14 protein-coding genes are annotated in these 15,326 nt (G+C 68.6%); 7 read left to right on the top strand and 7 right to left on the bottom strand.

Translation table 11 applies throughout. The features are described 5' to 3' along the window. Positions 1-146: 146 nt before the first annotated feature. The 5 genes from AC3WLE_RS19370 to AC3WLE_RS19390 form a co-directional block, all read right to left on the bottom strand. Positions 147-1,013 carry an HTD2 family dehydratase gene (locus AC3WLE_RS19370; protein ID WP_492321137.1) on the bottom strand — a complete coding sequence of 289 codons (867 nt, stop codon included), beginning with the start codon at positions 1,011-1,013 and terminating at the stop codon, positions 147-149. Between the two features lie 42 nt (positions 1,014-1,055). Next, positions 1,056-1,880 (bottom strand): HpcH/HpaI aldolase/citrate lyase family protein, encoded by an 825-nt coding sequence (locus tag AC3WLE_RS19375; RefSeq protein ID WP_492356564.1) that lies wholly within the window; start codon positions 1,878-1,880, stop codon positions 1,056-1,058. Positions 1,881-1,890: 10 nt separating this feature from the next. Next, a complete protein-coding gene (locus tag AC3WLE_RS19380; protein ID WP_492356563.1) occupies positions 1,891-3,273 on the bottom strand; it encodes an MmgE/PrpD family protein in 1,383 nt (460 codons plus the stop codon). A gap of 73 nt (positions 3,274-3,346) precedes the next feature. Continuing rightward, the gene (locus AC3WLE_RS19385) at positions 3,347-4,543 is read right to left on the bottom strand and encodes a CaiB/BaiF CoA transferase family protein (protein ID WP_492321140.1); all 1,197 of its coding nucleotides are present in this window, start codon (positions 4,541-4,543) and stop codon (positions 3,347-3,349) included. Positions 4,544-4,551: 8 nt separating this feature from the next. Beyond that, a complete protein-coding gene (locus AC3WLE_RS19390; RefSeq protein WP_492353083.1) occupies positions 4,552-5,721 on the bottom strand; it encodes an acyl-CoA dehydrogenase family protein in 1,170 nt (389 codons plus the stop codon). 502 nt (positions 5,722-6,223) lie between these two features. On the opposite strand from AC3WLE_RS19390, the gene AC3WLE_RS19395 reads away from it, so the two are divergent. Then, positions 6,224-6,691: an MgtC/SapB family protein gene (locus tag AC3WLE_RS19395; protein ID WP_010813951.1), complete on the top strand. Its 468-nt coding sequence runs from the start codon at positions 6,224-6,226 to the stop codon at positions 6,689-6,691. A 196-nt stretch (positions 6,692-6,887) separates the two neighbouring features. Next, positions 6,888-7,394 (top strand): DUF2628 domain-containing protein, encoded by a 507-nt coding sequence (locus tag AC3WLE_RS19400; RefSeq protein WP_492321142.1) that lies wholly within the window; start codon positions 6,888-6,890, stop codon positions 7,392-7,394. A gap of 21 nt (positions 7,395-7,415) precedes the next feature. Here the strand turns inward: AC3WLE_RS19400 and AC3WLE_RS19405 are convergent, their stop codons facing one another. Beyond that, entirely contained in the window at positions 7,416-8,318 is a 903-nt protein-coding gene (locus AC3WLE_RS19405) for a LysR family transcriptional regulator (protein WP_010813949.1), read from the bottom strand. Between the two features lie 190 nt (positions 8,319-8,508). Between AC3WLE_RS19405 and AC3WLE_RS19410 the strand changes: the two genes are divergently transcribed. The 3 genes from AC3WLE_RS19410 to AC3WLE_RS19420 all read left to right on the top strand — a co-directional run bounded on the left by AC3WLE_RS19410 (position 8,509) and on the right by AC3WLE_RS19420 (position 11,019). After that, entirely contained in the window at positions 8,509-9,423 is a 915-nt protein-coding gene (locus AC3WLE_RS19410; protein ID WP_492340460.1) for an SDR family NAD(P)-dependent oxidoreductase, read from the top strand. Further along, positions 9,423-10,667, top strand: a complete 1,245-nt coding sequence (locus AC3WLE_RS19415; protein WP_492321286.1) for a CaiB/BaiF CoA transferase family protein — start codon at positions 9,423-9,425, stop codon at positions 10,665-10,667. The genes AC3WLE_RS19410 and AC3WLE_RS19415 overlap by 1 nt, the downstream gene beginning before the upstream one ends. 145 nt (positions 10,668-10,812) lie before the next feature. Further along, positions 10,813-11,019, top strand: coding sequence for a DUF6494 family protein (locus AC3WLE_RS19420; RefSeq protein WP_492321285.1), 207 nt, complete (start codon positions 10,813-10,815; stop codon positions 11,017-11,019). Positions 11,020-11,033: 14 nt separating this feature from the next. On the opposite strand, the gene AC3WLE_RS19425 is transcribed toward AC3WLE_RS19420, so the two are convergent. Further along, the gene (locus tag AC3WLE_RS19425) at positions 11,034-12,218 is read right to left on the bottom strand and encodes an AraC family transcriptional regulator (protein ID WP_492321284.1); all 1,185 of its coding nucleotides are present in this window, start codon (positions 12,216-12,218) and stop codon (positions 11,034-11,036) included. 322 nt (positions 12,219-12,540) lie between these two features. Between AC3WLE_RS19425 and AC3WLE_RS19430 the strand changes: the two genes are divergently transcribed. Both AC3WLE_RS19430 and AC3WLE_RS19435 read left to right on the top strand, forming a co-directional pair. Then, positions 12,541-13,548, top strand: a complete 1,008-nt coding sequence (locus tag AC3WLE_RS19430) for a tripartite tricarboxylate transporter substrate binding protein (protein ID WP_492356562.1) — start codon at positions 12,541-12,543, stop codon at positions 13,546-13,548. A gap of 32 nt (positions 13,549-13,580) precedes the next feature. Continuing rightward, positions 13,581-15,293 carry a long-chain fatty acid--CoA ligase gene (locus AC3WLE_RS19435; RefSeq protein ID WP_492321282.1) on the top strand — a complete coding sequence of 571 codons (1,713 nt, stop codon included), beginning with the start codon at positions 13,581-13,583 and terminating at the stop codon, positions 15,291-15,293. The last annotated feature ends 33 nt before the right edge of the window (positions 15,294-15,326 follow it).

A 15,326-nucleotide genomic window follows, 5' to 3' on the forward strand; every position in this document is an offset into this window, starting at 1 on the left:
CCATGGCCTCAGCCTGCTCGGCCCTGGAAGCTGCAAGAAGGGGTCAACCTAGGGCATGCCTTGACATGCTGTTGTTTCCGGCGCTGCTGGTTTGCACCCCGCTCCCGATCGGAGAGGGGGGACCGGAGAGCAAACCGGCGGCGCTCTTAACCTTCCACTTCCGCCCAACCCTGCATCGCCTGACCGCCGGCATCGTCCCCCGTCCACAGCACCAGCCGGCCAGGCTGCGCCGGATCGGCCGCGCCGCCGACGGTGATGATGTCCTGGTCGAACAGCGGGGCCAGGCCGCGGAAGCCAAAGCGGCGCACGCGCGCCTGCGGTTGCTCGCGCGCCACCAGGTCCAGCATCAGCATGGCCTGCATCGGCCCGTGCACCACCAGGCCGGGGTAGCCCTCGACCTCGCGCGTGTACTGGCGGTCATAGTGGATGCGATGGCCGTTGAAGGTCAGTGCCGAGTAGCGGAACAGCATCACCGGGTCTGCCTGCAGCGTGCGCTGCCACTGCGCGGCCTGCTCCAGGCGCGGGCGCGGCGGCTGCGGCCTGGAGGGGTCGGGCATGGCGCGGTAGACGATATCGTGGCGCTCGTTGACCGCGGTCTTGCCGTTGACGGTCAGCTCGTGATCGACGGCGACAAACCACAGCTCGCCGGTGCGCCCGGTCTTGTACTGCACGTCCTTGATGGTGGAGGTGCGCGTGACGGTATCGCCGATATGCAGCGGATGGCTGAAGCTCAGCTCGCTGCCGGCCCACATGCGGCGCGGCAGCGGCACCGGCGGCATGAAGCCGCCGAGGGTGGGATGGCCGTCGCGTCCCAGTTCACGCTGCGGCGCGCGCGGCAGGAAGTAGAGCCAGTGCCACAGCGGCGGCAGCGGGCCGGCGGCGACGGCCTCGGGGTCGAGGTCGAAGGTGGCGGCGAGGCCGATCACCGGTTCCGGCGACAGCGTTTCGGTGCGCGCTTCGCTGCGGCCGATCCAGCCGCGCAGGCGTTCGAGTTCAGGAGTGGCGTCAGTCATGACAATAAGCCTTGTAATGCGTGAAGGTGGTCGGGCGGCCGGTTATTGCGCCAGTGCCAGCAGCCGGCGGGCCTGCTCGATCACGGGCCGGTCGACCATCTTGCCATCGACCTGCACCGCATGGCTGCCGCTGGCGGTAGCTTCCAGCACGCGGCGGGCCCAGTCGAGCTGCTCCGGGCTGGGCAGGAAGCCTGCGCGCGCCGCGCCCAGCTGGGCCGGGTGGATGCAGAGCTTGCCGGCAAAGCCGAGTTCGCGCGCATAGGCAACATCGCTGGCCAGCACGGCTTCGTCTTTCAGTGCGGTGGTCACGCCGTCGACCGGCGGTGGCAGGCCGGCCACGCGTGAGGCCAGCACGATGCGGGCGCGCGCAAAGGCGAGCGCGTCGCGCGTATGGCTGCAGCCCAGGTCGACTGCATAGTCGAGCGAGCCGAAGGCAAGGCGTGCCACGCCGGGGGCCGTGGCCACGGCATCGATCTGATGCAGGCCCAGCGCGGTTTCGATGATCGCGACCAGTTCGCCCTGCGGGTTGATCGCATGCAGGGCCTGCGCGATGGTGGCCAGCGCGGCGGCATCTTCTGCCTTGGGCACCAGCAGGCCGGCCAGCGCGGTGCCCGGCGGCAGCGCGCGCAGCCAGGCCAGGTCGGCGGCAAAGGATGGCGAGGCGCTGTCGTTGAGGCGGACAATGGCGTTGGCCGCGGGCCGCCCGGCCAGCCACGCGGCGATGGCTTCGCGCGCGGCGGGCTTGGCGTCCGGATGGACCGCGTCCTCGAGGTCCAGGATCATCACATCGGGGCCGGCGGCCGCGGCCTTGTCGAAGCGTTCCGGCCGGTCGCCCGGCACGAACAGGTAGGTGACTGCAGTGGTCATGTCTTGGCTCTCAGCCTGCGGCGGGCAGCCAGTCGTTGACGTTCGGGGCCTGCTCCAGCGCCCACACACGCTGGATGATGGTGCGCATCTCGGCCTCGCTCGCGCCGTGGCGGAACGCGCCCAGCTGCAGCGCCTTGGCTTCCAGTTCCGGGCGCGACAGGGTGTTGTCGGGATCGCCCTTGGGCACGTCGACGCGCGCCGCCAGTGTGCGGCCGTCGGTGGTCGTGACGGTGACGCGGCCGATCCACTGGCGCGGGTAGGCGGCGTTGATCTCGGCATCCAGTTCCATGCCGACCTTGCCGCGGAAGGCGGTCACCTTCGGGTCCTGCAGCGCATGCTGCTCGAACTCGCCCAGGCCCGCATGGCCGTGCACGGCCACCAGCCCCAGCACCGTGCCCATCGAGAACTTGGCCTGGTGGATGGTGGTGGGGTTGACCACCGGGCCGAGCACATCGATGGCGCCCTGGTGCACGTGCGTGGTGACGCTGGCGACCTGGTCGGCGCCGATGCCTTCGCGCTGCATCAGCGCCTTGAGCGCATCGGCGGCCGGGTGCGTGTGGCGGCATGAGGCGAAGAACTTGAACGAGGTCTCGGCGGTGGCCCAGCGCGTGCCCAGGCCGTCGGTCAGGCAGGCGGGATTGGCATCGCTGGACATGCCGGCGGCCATGCCCTGCGCGCCTTCCAGGATCTGCCTGGCGCCGGTGAAGCCGGCGCGCGCGAGCCAGGCCGACTGCAGGCCATCGGCTGCGGCCTTGGCGGTATGCAGCTGCTTGGAGTCGGCGGCGTCGCGCAGGAATTCCCACAGGCCCGCGGCCTGCGTGCCGGCCGAGCCCAGAGCCTGGTTGATGCCTTCGGCATCCAGGCCGTAGAGCTTGGCCACGGCCGCGGCGGCGGCTAGGGTGCCCACCGTGCCGGTGGTGTGGAACACGCGGTAGTGCGAACGGCCCATGAATTCGCCGATGCGGATGCCGGCTTCATAACCGGCGATGGAGGCCAGCAGCACCTCGGCGCCAGTCTTGCCTTCGGCCTGCGCGGCGGCGACCACGGCAGGGAACACCACGGCGGCCGGGTGCAGCACCGAGCCGTTGTGCACGTCATCCTGCTCGACCACGTGCGACGAAGCGCCGTTGATCAGCGCGGCGAAGTAGGGCGAGGTGCGGCGGCGGTCCACCAGCACTTCGGCCGCGCCCTGCGTCGGCCCCATCGCGGCGGCAAACTCCTGGATGCGGCGCACGGCCGGGGCGTCCTTGCCCGCGATGGCCGAGGCGATCCAGTCAAGGAACAGGTCCTTGGTGCGCTCGATCACGGGCGCGGGCACGTCGGACAGCTTGAGGTTGGCCAGGAAATCGCAAAGCTGGCGGGTGGGGTAAGTGGTGTCTGCGGCTTGGCTCATGCCGGCTCCGGAAATTGAACAGGTGCTTGCAGAAAGAAGGGAGCGCCCGGTTTGCCCGGGCGCCGGTATTGGCTCAGATAGTCTGTTTGTCCGCCAGCGCGGCGATGTCGCTGTCGGCATAGCCGAGTTCGGCGAGGATCTTGCGGCTGTGCGCGCCCAGCGCCGGTACGTCGCCCATCACCGGCTCCACGCCGGACAGGTTGGCGGGCGGCAGCAGCGCATCGATGGGGCCGCCCGGGGTGGCGACTTCGCGCCAGCGCTGGCGCGCTTGCAGTTGCGGATGGTTCCATACGCCTTCGATGTCGTTCATCGGAGCATTGGCGATCTGCGCCTGGTCCAGCAGCGCCTCGGCCTGCTCCACCGTCAGCGACGCAAAACGTTCTTCGATGAGGGCGGTGAGTTCGGGGCGGTTGCGCACGCGGGCGGTATTGCTGGAAAAGCGCTCGTCCTGTGCCAGTTCCCGATTGCCGAGCACGACCTCGCAGAAACTGGCGAACTCGCGTTCGTTCTGCACGCTGAAGATCACGCTGCCATTGCCGGTGCGATGCACGCCATACGGGGCGATGGTCGGATGCGACGCGCCGAAGCGAGCCGGCGGCTTGCCGCCATAGTGGCCGAAATAGAGAACCTGGTTCATCCATTCGGCCATCGCCTCGAACATGGTCACCTGCACGCGCAGGCCCCTGCCGGTGCGGCCGCGCTGCAGCAGCGCCGAGAGGATGCCGCTGTAGGCGTACATGCCGGCCGCGATGTCGGCGATCGAAACGCCGGCGCGCGACGGCTCGTTCGGGCCGCCGGTGAGGCCCACCAGGCCGGCGGCGGCCTGGATCAGCAGGTCATAGGCCTTCTTGTCGCGATAGGGGCCCGAGTCGCCATAGCCGGAGATGTCGCAGACGATCAGCTTCTCGTACTTGCCATGCAGGCTGTCGAAGTCCAGGCCCATGCGGGCGGCGGCGCCGGGCGCCAGGTTCTGCACCAGCACGTCGGCATCGGCCAGCAGGCGGTGCAGGATGGTCTGCGCCTCGTTGTCCTTCAGGTCCAGCGTCAGGCTTTCCTTGCCCCGGTTGAGCCAGACGAAGTACGAGGCCTGGCCGTGCACCGACTGGTCATAGCCGCGCGCGAAGTCGCCGGCGCCGGGGCGCTCGATCTTGATGACGCGGGCGCCCAGGTCGGCCAGCTGGCGCGTGGCGAAGGGAGCGGCCACCGCGTGTTCGAGCGACACCACGCGGACGCCGTCGAGCGGGCGGATGCCTTGGGGGGATTGGGACATGGAAAGCCTTAGAACGAACGCGGCAGCTCGAGCACATGCTCGGCCACGTAGGACAGGATCAGGTTGGTCGAGATCGGCGCCACCTGGTACAGGCGCGTTTCGCGGAATTTGCGTTCGATGTCGTACTCGGCGGCAAAGCCGAAGCCGCCGTGCGTCTGCAGGCAGACGTTGGCCGCTTCCCACGAGGCGTCGGCGGCCAGCAGCTTGGAGATATTGGCTTCCTTGCCGCACGGCTTGCCGGAGTCGAACAGCTGCGCGGCCTTGTAGCGCATCAGGCTGGCGGCCTCGACATTGATGTAGGAGCGCGCGATCGGGAACTGCACGGCCTGGTTCTGGCCGATCGGGCGGTCGAACACGATGCGGTCGCGCGCATAGTTGCTGGCGCGCTCGACAAACCAGTAGCCGTCGCCGATGCACTCGGCGGCGATCAGGATGCGCTCGGCGTTGAGGCCGTCGAGGATGTACTTCAGGCCCTTGCCTTCCTCGCCGATCAGGTTTTCGGCGGGGACTTCGAGGTTGTCGAAGAACAGCTCATTGGTCTCGTGGTTGACCATGTTGCGGATCGGCTTGACCGTCAGGCCCTTGCCGATGGCATCGCGCAGGTCCACCACAAACACCGACAGGCCCTCGGACTTGCGCTTGACCTGGTCCAGCGGCGTGGTGCGCGCCAGCAGCAGCATCAGGTCCGAATGCTGCACGCGCGAAATCCATACCTTCTGGCCATTGACGATGTACTTGTCGCCCTGGCGTACCGCGGTGGTCTTGAGCTTGGTGGTGTCGGTGCCGGTGGTGGGCTCGGTCACGGCCATCGACTGCATGCGCAGCTCGCCCGAGGCGATGCCCGGCAGCCAGCGCTGTTTCTGCGCTTCGGAGCCGTGGCGCAGCAGGCAGCCCATCACGTACATCTGGCCGTGGCAGGCGCCGGAATTGCCGCCGCTGCGGTTGATTTCCTCCATGATGACCGAGGCCGCGGTCAGCGACAGGCCCGAGCCGCCATAGGCTTCGGGGATCAGCGCCGACAGCCAGCCCGCCTGGGTCAGCGCCTGGACAAAGGTCTCAGGAAAGGCGTTCTGCTCTTCCACCCGTTGCCAGTACGCCGAATCGAAGCCGGCGCAGAGGTCGCGCATCGCTTCGCGGATTTCGGGGTACAGCTGGTCTGGATCCTGATGTGCGTGCATGGGGTAGCCCCGCTCGGATTGAATGGGGCCATTATTCCCGAGCCCCCGGCACGCTGAAATTCGGATTTGCGAAAGAGCGGCTTAGGTGGGCCGGAAGCGGGGGGAGGCGGAAGCTGCATGCGGCGCCGGGGCGCCCGCAGTTGCGCAAGAGGCCGGTGCAGCGGCCTCTTGCGCGGGGATGGCTGGCACGCCGGGCCTGGGAATCAGTGCATGAAGAGCCAGATCAGGACCAGGATGAAGGCCGGGACGCCAAGTAGCCAGGCAAGGATATAGGGCATGGTGCAACTCCTGTCGATGACGGTAATCGGTGATTCCAATATAGGAATGCCGTCATGCCGGCACTGTCGGAAAGCTTCCGCTTGCGATGTAGGACGCAGCCGCAAGCGCCTGGCGGGCGGCCCCGCGCGGCGTGGCGCGAGTGCCTTGCGGCCCGCCGGCCCGGTTGCCGGCAGGCCATCCCGTGCTACGCTCAGGTCTGTACCCAAGCACCCGGAGACGAGCCATGGACGGGGTCTGGTCCGAGATCTACAGTGTCTTGCGCGCCGAGTTCGCCGATGTGCCGGACGCTGGCGAGGCCACCCGCATCCTGGCACGCCTGTTCATGGCGGTGCTGCTGGGCGGCCTGATCGGCTATCAGCGCGAGGCCTCCGGCAAGGCAGCGGGGCTGCGCACCCATATGCTGGTGGCGCTGGGCTCGGCGCTGTTCGTGCTGGTGCCGCTGCAGGCAGGGACGCCGCTGGCCGACATCAGCCGCGTGCTGCAGGGGCTGATTGCCGGCATCGGCTTCCTTGGCGCCGGCGCGATCCTGAAGCACAGCGACGAAGCCCACATCCAGGGCCTGACCACCGCGGCCAGCATCTGGATGGTCGCGGCCATCGGCGTGGCTGCCGGCCTGGGCCGCGATACCACGGCGGTGATCGCCACCATTTTCACGCTGGTCATCCTGCAGGTCCTGCAGCGCTGGAAATAGCGCACCCGCGCCCGGCGCATCCGGCACCCCGTGCCGCCCGGCGTGCGCCGGTCTGTTCGCTTGCCCGCCAATTTGCGTCATTTCCCACAGCAATGCGCGCCAGCGCACGCTGCCCGCGCGCGCTGCGCCCTATGCTGTGGCACAGGTTGCGCCGCGATCCACAGGCGCGGCCGTGGCAGAGCAGGGGGAGGCAGCCATGAAATCATCGATCCGTGACGACGCGGCGCTGGCCGCATTCGTGGGGCCGCGCTATGCGTACTACAGCCAGCGCTGGTCCCTGGCAGAGGCACGCGGCGGCATGTCGTGGAACTGGGCGGCGTGCCTGCTGGGGCCGTTCTGGATGGCCTACCGGCGCATGTACTGGCAGGTGGGGGTCTATGCGCTGATCGTCTGCGCCGAACCGGTGCTGCACGCGCTGTTCGGGCTGAAGATGCCGCTGGCGGTCCGGCCGATGCTGTATGCCATGGCGCTGCTGCTGGGCATGTATGGCAACCAGATCTACCGCTGGCATGCCGAGGCGACCATCCGGCACCTGCGCGAGTACCATTTCTCACCGGAACTGGTGCATGATTCGCTGGCGCGCTGTGGCCGCACCAGCTGGCCCGGTGTCTTCGCCATGGGCCTGCTGCTGGTCGTGATGACGGTGTCGCTGAGCCCGCTGGCGGGGCTGGTGGTGCAGGGCGGCGGGCTGACCGCCGGCTGAACGGCCGGCGGCTTCCCTGATTTACACGGGCTCGCGCGCCGCGTCGACCAGGTACTGGATCAGGGTTTCGGCAAACTGGGGCAGTTCGCGCCCCGGGCGGCGCACCAGGCGCAGCTCGCGCTTGGCCCATTCGTCTTCCAGCTGGATAAAGCGCAGCACCTTGCGGCTGGCGTAGCGGCGCGCGCAGCTGTTGGGCACGATGGCGATGCCGGCGCCGGCCTCGACCATGCGGCATACGGCATCGAAGCTGCCCACCTGGATGCGCAGGCTGATGCGCTTGCCCATGCCGCCGGCGATGCGGTCCAAAAACGACTGGATCGCGCTGAACTGGTTCAGGCCGACAAAGCGGCAGGTATCGAGCAGGTCGGCGAAATGCAGCCGCTTGAAGGCCGGCAGCGGGTGGTTGACGGGGGCGATCACGATCAGCTCATCGCTGCACAGGTGCATCGCGTCCAGGTCCTGGGTGGCGACTTCACCGGCCACGATGCCCAGGTCGGCGGCGCCGGCGCTGATCGCCGAGACGATTTCCTGCGACAGGTGCTCTTCCAGCTCGATATCCACGTCCGGGTTCTCGCTCAGGAAGCGCGATACGCCGGTGGCCAGGAACGAGTTGGTGGCGGTGGTATTGGCCAGCAGCCGCACCCGGCCCTTGACGCCCTTGGCATAGGGCCGCAGATCGGCGTGCAGGCACTCCAGTTCGCGGAAGACCTCGCGCGCGTGACGCAGCAGCGCATCGCCCGCCGGCGTCAGGCGCACCCCCTTGACCTGGCGGATCAGCAATTGTGTCTGGAACGCCTCTTCCAGCTGCTTGATCCGGGTGCTGGCCGCGGGCAGCGACAGGAAGCTGCGTTCGGCCGCGCGGGTCAGGTTCTCCGTCTCGCCAACGTTCAGGAAGAGGCGGAGATCGGTCAGGTCGTAATGCATGGGCTTCCGTCAGGCCAAAGGCCAGTTTTGTGATTCGTGAATTCCAAAGTCTCGGCCGTCAATTTATCGTATCCGCTGCGGAGTGGACATCCGGATTGACCGCACCGGCGGGCGAATGCCCGCGGCGCAGGGGTGTTTGGCCGGGTTTGCGGTCGGTGACCGCACAAAAAGTATTCAGAGGAGCAACGCAATGAGCGGTTTGATGGCAGGCAAGGTCGCGCTGGTGACGGGCGCAGGTGGTGGAATCGGGCGCGGCATCGCGCTGGCACTGGCCGCCGCCGGCGCCAAGGTGGTGGTCAATGACCTCGGCGTGTCGATGACCGGCGAGGGCGGCGACGCTGGCCCCGCTCAGCGCGTGGTGGAGGAAATCCGCGCCGCCGGCGGTGAGGCCGTGGCCAATACCGACAGCGTGTCGACCTGGAGCGGCGCCAATGCCATCGTGCAATGCGCGCTCGACAACTTCGGCCGCATCGACGCCGTGGTGAACAACGCCGGCAACCTGCGCGACCGCATGTTCTTCAAGATGAATGAAGAAGAATGGCGCTCGGTGATCGACGTGCACCTGCACGGCACCTTCTTCGTCAGCCGCGCCGCGGCCAGCTACTTCAAGGACCAGGAGAGCGGCGCCTACGTGCACATGACCTCGACCTCGGGCCTGATCGGCAACCTGGGCCAGGCCAACTACTCGGCGGCCAAGCTGGGCATTGCCGCGCTGTCCAAGTCGATCGCGCTGGACATGCAGCGCTTCAACGTGCGCTCGAACTGCATCGCGCCGTTCGCCTGGAGCCGCATGACCAGCTCGATCCCGGCCGAAACCCCGGAAGAGAAGGCACGCGTGGCCAAGCTGCAGAAGATGGAAGCCGGCAAGATCGCGCCGGTGGCGGTCTACCTTGCCAGCCCGGCCGCCAGCGAAGTCAACGGCCAGATCTTCGCGGTGCGCGCCAACGAGATCATCCTGATGAGCCAGCCGCGCCCGGTGCGCTCGGTGCATATGAGCGAAGGCTGGACCCCTGAAACCGTGGGCGAGATCGCCATGCCGGCCATGCGCAACAGCTTCTTCAAGCTGGAGCGTTCCCCCGACGTGATCAGCTGGGACCCGATCTGATGGCGGGCAGCCAGGCCCCGGCGCACGGCGCGCTTGCCGGCGTGCGGGTGCTGGACCTGTCGCGCATCCTGGCCGGTCCGTGGTGCGCGCAGAACCTGGCGGACCTGGGCGCCGAAGTCATCAAGGTGGAGCGGCCCGGCGCGGGCGACGACACCCGTTCGTGGGGGCCACCCTGGCTGCCCGGCGCGGACGGGCAGCCGTCGCGCGATGCCACCTACTTTGCCGGCGCCAACCGCGGCAAGCAGTCGGTGACGCTCGATATCGCCAGCCCGCAAGGGCAGGAGATCGTGCGCGAACTGGCGGCCAAGTCGCAGATCGTGCTGGAGAACTACAAGGTCGGCGACCTGAAGCGCTACGGGCTGGACTATGACAGCCTCAAGGCGATCAACCCGTCCATCGTCTACTGCTCGATCACGGGCTACGGCCAGACCGGGCCGAGCGCGCACAAGCCCGGCTATGACTTCATCTTCCAGGGCCTGGGCGGCCTGATGAGCGTCACCGGCGAGCGCGACGACCTGCCCGGCGGCGGGCCGCAGAAGGTGGGCGTGGCGGTGGTCGACATGCTCACCGGCATGTATGCCACCGTGGCCGTGCTGGCCGCGTTGCGCCATGCCGAGCGCACCGGCGAGGGTCAGCATATCGACATGGCGCTGCTCGATGCGGTGGTGGCGGTCGGCGCCACGCCGATCATCGCCCAGCGCGTGACCGGCAAGGCCATGCCGCGCTACGGCAATGCGCACGCCAATATGGTGCCCTACCATGTGTTCGCCACCGCCGACGGCTACATGATCGTGGCGGCCGGCAACGACGGACAGTGGCAGGCGTATTGCCGCGGCGTCGAGCGTCCCGACCTGGCCGCCGACGAGCGCTTTGCCACCGGCCCCGGCCGCATCATCCATCGCGACACGCTGGTGCCGCTGCTCGAGGCGCATATGCGCACGCGGCCGACGGCGCACTGGGTGCAGGCGCTGGAAGCGCAGGGCATCCCGTGCGGGCCGATCAACGACTACGGCCAGGTGCTGGAAGACCCGCAGGTGCGGCATCGCGAGCTGCAGGTCGACCTGGTGCGCGACGACGGCAGCCTGTGCCCGACCGTCAAGAGCCCGCTGCGGCTGTCGGCAACCCCGGTGCAATACGATGCACCGCCGCCGCGGCTGGGCGAGCATACCGCGCACGTGCTGGAATCGGTGCTGGGTATGTCGGCCGAGCGCATCGCCAGGCTGCGCGAGCAAGGCGTGGTCTGACTGGAGGCGGGTGCCTGGCGGAAGCTGCCGGGCACCCGCCTGCTTCCGGGCGGATCGCCAGGCCTCGGCACAAAGTCCCCCCATCGCCTAGGCTGTCTGGGTAGCGGCCCGAACCGTTGTTCCCGGTTCCCCACAGGAGACAGCCATGAACGAAGAGACCTTTAACCTCAGCATCCGCAAGTTCCTGAAGGTGGTCGGCGTCAGTTCCCAGCGCGAGATCGAACAGGCGATAGCCAGGGCCATGGCCGACGGTACCATCGCCGGCAACGAGCACTTGCCGGTGTCGGTGACGCTGGAACTGGCGGGCGTCAAGCTCCAGGCGCGCTTCGACGGGGAGATCCAGCTTGAGTAAGTGCGCCGTCCTGGCTAGGCCGCCGGCTCCGCCTCTCCCCGCATCCCCCGCATGCGGTATTCCCCCGGCGCTACACCGGTCCATTTCTTGAAGGCCCGGTGGAAGGTGCTCGGCTCGGAGAAGCCAAGCCGCAGCGCCACGTCCTGCAGCGTCATGCCGGGGCGCTCCATCATGCCGATGGCCACGTCGCGGCGCAGGCTGTCCTTGATGCTCTGGTAGCCGCTGCCCTCGTCGCGCAGCCGGCGGCGCAGCGTCTGGGGCGTGAGCCGCAGCATCTGCGCCATCTGCTCCAGCGATGGCAGTTCATCATCCAGGTGGGAGCGCAAGTGCTGCCGGATGCGCTCGGCCAGGCAGCTGTTGTCGCGGTAGCGGATCAGCAGGTTGCGCGGCGTCTCGCGCAGGAACTCGCGCAGGCTGGCGGCGTCCTGCATCACCGGCAGGCGCAGGCTGGCGCCATCGAAATGCAGCACGGAGACAGGCTGGCCGTAATGCACGGCGGCCTTGAAGACGCGCTCGGTCTCCGGGCCGCCCTGTGACGGCGCGGCGCTCAGGTCGACCCGCGCCAGCGGGATATGGCCGGCCACCAGCCAGCTGAGCAGCGCGTAGGCATGGAACACGAAAGTCGATTCGGCAAAGCTGCGGCAGGCCGAGGCCGGCGCGCGCGGATGCAGCACCACGGAGGCGGTCTTGCCGTCGGCGCTGACATGCAGGCGTGGCGCGAAGGCGTCGATATGGAGCCGGTACAGGCGCAGCCCGGCGCGGATGGCGTCTTCCAGCGTGGCGCAATGGATCAGGTTGCGGCACGCCTGCGCAAACGCGCCCGGGGTCACGGGCCGGTCCAGCAGCCCCCACAGTTCATCGCGCATGACGCGGCGCAGCGTGCGGATCAGCGCCGCGTACTGGCCCTGGGTGACGCGCGCATTGGGCGAGGCCAGCAGCGCCGGCGAAATCCCGGCCCGGCGCAGCAGCGGGGCAATGTCGTGGCCCAGCCGGCGCGGGCCCAGCAGGATGTGATCCACATGCTGGATCGCAATGGTGTGGCGCGCCGAGGCCTGGGGCGCGGCCTGCGCCGTGGTGGCCGGGGCCTCGGCCCGGCCGCTGGCATGGCCATGTCCGAGCGCCGGCGGCAGTGTGCTGCCGGGGAGGTGCAGTTTGCCCGGCACGGGCGGGCGCGGCGATGACAGGACAGCGGTATGCATGGGTCTCCTCATCACGGTGGCGCGTCGGCGCCGGCACCGCGGAACGGCTGGCTCCGCGGGGCGTTGACGGACGTTTTGCCTCATCGTCCCGGCACCTTAGCAAGCCGCGACCGCACCGCACAATCGGGATTTGCCAAAGGCTGCCTTCCATCTGAGCGATTCGGCCAATCATTTTGGCTTGTCTGGTCATTGTCCACGCACCGCAGCATCGCGCACTCTCCGGCTGATACCGATACAAGGCCGGCCCACCGGCCCGGACGGGACCAGAAACGGGGCAACCACCCGTTCCCCGCCTCAGGAAAAACAATGGAGACAACAACACATGCAGGCAGATCGTCGTAGTGCGCTGTGGCGCTTTGGGGCCGGATTGCTGGCGTGGGGCGGCGTTGCCGCCGGGATGCTGGGGGCGGGCACGGCGCTCGCGCAGAGCGAATTCCCGGCGCGCACCGTGCGCATGGTCGTGCCCTTCCCGGCCGGTGGCGCCACCGATGTGCTGGCCCGCGCCATTGCCGAAGGGCTGGGCAAGGCCTGGAAGCGCCCGGTGGTGGTGGAAAACCGCCCGGGTGCGAGCGGCATGCTCGGCGCCGAGGTGGTCGCCCGTGCCGAGGCCGACGGCTACACCGCGCTGCTGACGATCACGCCGCTGGTGCAGGCGCCAAGCCTGTATGCCCGGGCGCCCTATGACCCGGTGAAGGATTTCGCCGCGGTGTCCGAGCTCGGCACGACCAACCTGGTGTTCGCCGTCAACAGCAATGCGGTGCCTGCCACCAACCTGAAAGACTTCATCGCGCAGGTTCGCGCCAAGCCGAAGCAGTTCTCCTACGGCTCGTTCGGGGCCGGCTCGAGTGGCCACCTGTACGGCGAGGTCTTCAACGAGGCCGCCAAGATCGACATGCTCCATGTCTCATACAAGGGCGAGGCTCCGGAGCTGAACGACCTGCTGGGCGGCCAGGTGCCGGCGGCGGTGATCTCGGTGATGGGCGCCAAGCCCCACGTCGCCACCGGCCGCCTGCGCGCCCTCGCGGTGACTGGCCCCGCGCGCGCGCCGCAACTGCCGGATGTGCCGACTTTCCGCGAAGCCGGCATTGAAGGCATGGATGCGATGGGCTGGTTCGGGCTGCTGCTGCCGGCCGCCACGCCGCGGCCGATCGTTGAGAAGTTCTCGGCGGACGTCAACCGCGTGCTGGCCCAGCCCGACGTGCGCAAGCGCATGAACGAGCTTGGCGTGATCCTGACCGGCAGCACGCCGGACGCGTTTGCCCAGACCATCCAGGCCGACTATGTCCGCTGGGGCAAGGTGATCCGCACCAGGAACATCCGCCTGGATTAAGTCATTCCCGTTTGACCTGTCGATTGCCGCAAATGAAGCCTGCTACAAATACCAATCAGCCATTCCGTTCCCCCGCCTGGCCGCCCGGCCTGCCGGCCACGCTGCATACGCCTCGCACCAGCCTGTTTTATAACGTCGAGGCGGCGGCGCACCGCTATCCGGACAAGACCGCGATCCAGTATTTCGGCACCGCGATCTCCTACGGCCAGCTGCAGGACGAGATCGAACGGATGGCCGGCTACCTGCAGCAGGCCTGCGGCATCGAGCCGGGCGACCGGGTGCTGCTGTTCAGCCAGAACTGCCCGCAGTTCATCATTGCCTACTACGCGATCCTGCGCGCCGAAGGCGTGGTGGTCCCGGCCAACCCGATGTGGCTGGAGGCCGAACTTGCCCACGTGGTCCAGGACAGCGGCGCGGTGGCCGCCTTTGCCGGCAGCGAGCTGTACCAGCGCGTGGCGCCGCTGCACGGCCCGGCGCTGCGACATGTGATCCTGCACGACTACGCCGGCATGCTGCGCGACGACGGCGGCCTGGCGGTGCCGGCCTGGCTGCGCGAAGCGCCGCCCGCACCGCAGGCCGCGTCCTCCGGCGCCATGCCGGTGGCCTGGGACGCGGCCAGCGCCGCCGGGCACCGGCCGCTGCCGCACCAGGCGGGCTACGACACGCTGTGCATGCTGGCCTATACCTCCGGCACCACCGGCCACCCCAAGGGCTGCATGCATAGCCACGGCACGCTGATGACCGCGGCGGCCGGATCGGTGATCTGGCGCGGCGCCACGCCCGAATCCGTGGTGCTGGCCGTGGCGCCGATGTTCCACCTGCTGGGCATGCAGAACTGCATGAACTCGCCGCTCTACCTGGGTGCCACCGTGGTGCTGATGCCGCGCTGGGACCGCGCGCTGGCCGCGGACCTGATCGAGCGCTACCGCGTCTCGGTCTGGGGCGCGCCGCCGGCGATGATGGTGGATTTCTTCTCGCAGCCGGGCATCGACGCGCGCGACCTGTCGAGCCTGGCCTATGTGGGCGGCGGCGGCGCGGCCATGCCCGAAGCGGTGGCCAATATGCTGCAGGAGCGTTTCGGCCTGCCCTACGTCGAGGCCTACGGCATGACCGAGACCGCGGCCTTCATCCTGTCCAACCCGCGCAACCAGCCCAAGCGCGAATGCCTGGGCATCGCCACCTTCGGCGTGGACGCGCGCGTGCTCGATCCCGAGACGCTGCAGGAACTGCCTTGCGGCGAGACCGGCGAGATCGTGGTCCACGGCGGCCAGGTGATGCTGGGTTACTGGCGCAACCCGGAAGCCAACGCTGCCACCTTCATCGAGATCGGCGGCAAGCGCTTCCTGCGCACCGGCGACCTCGGCTTCATGGACGAGCAAGGCTACTTCTTCATGCGCGACCGCCTCAAGCGCATGATCAACGCGTCCGGCTACAAGGTCTGGCCGGCCGAGGTGGAGAACCTGCTGTACGGGCACCCGGCCATCCACGAAGCCTGCGTGATCGCCGCCCGCGACCAGCGCCGCGGAGAGACCGTCAAGGCCGTGGTGGCGCTGCGCCCGGAAGCACGCGGCACGGCCGAAGCCGACCCCGAACGCATCATGGCCTGGTGCCGCGAGCATATGGCCGCGTACAAGGTGCCGCGCATCGTCGACGTGGTCGATGCGCTGCCCAAGTCGGCCACCGGCAAGATCCTGTGGCGCGCCTTGCAGGAGCGCGAGATGCAGGCGGAAAACCCGAGCGCGTGACGCCAGCGGCGAATTCAGCAAAGAGAGAGACAG

It is taken from the genome of Cupriavidus sp. FW306-1B-F12B (genome assembly GCF_058781795.1).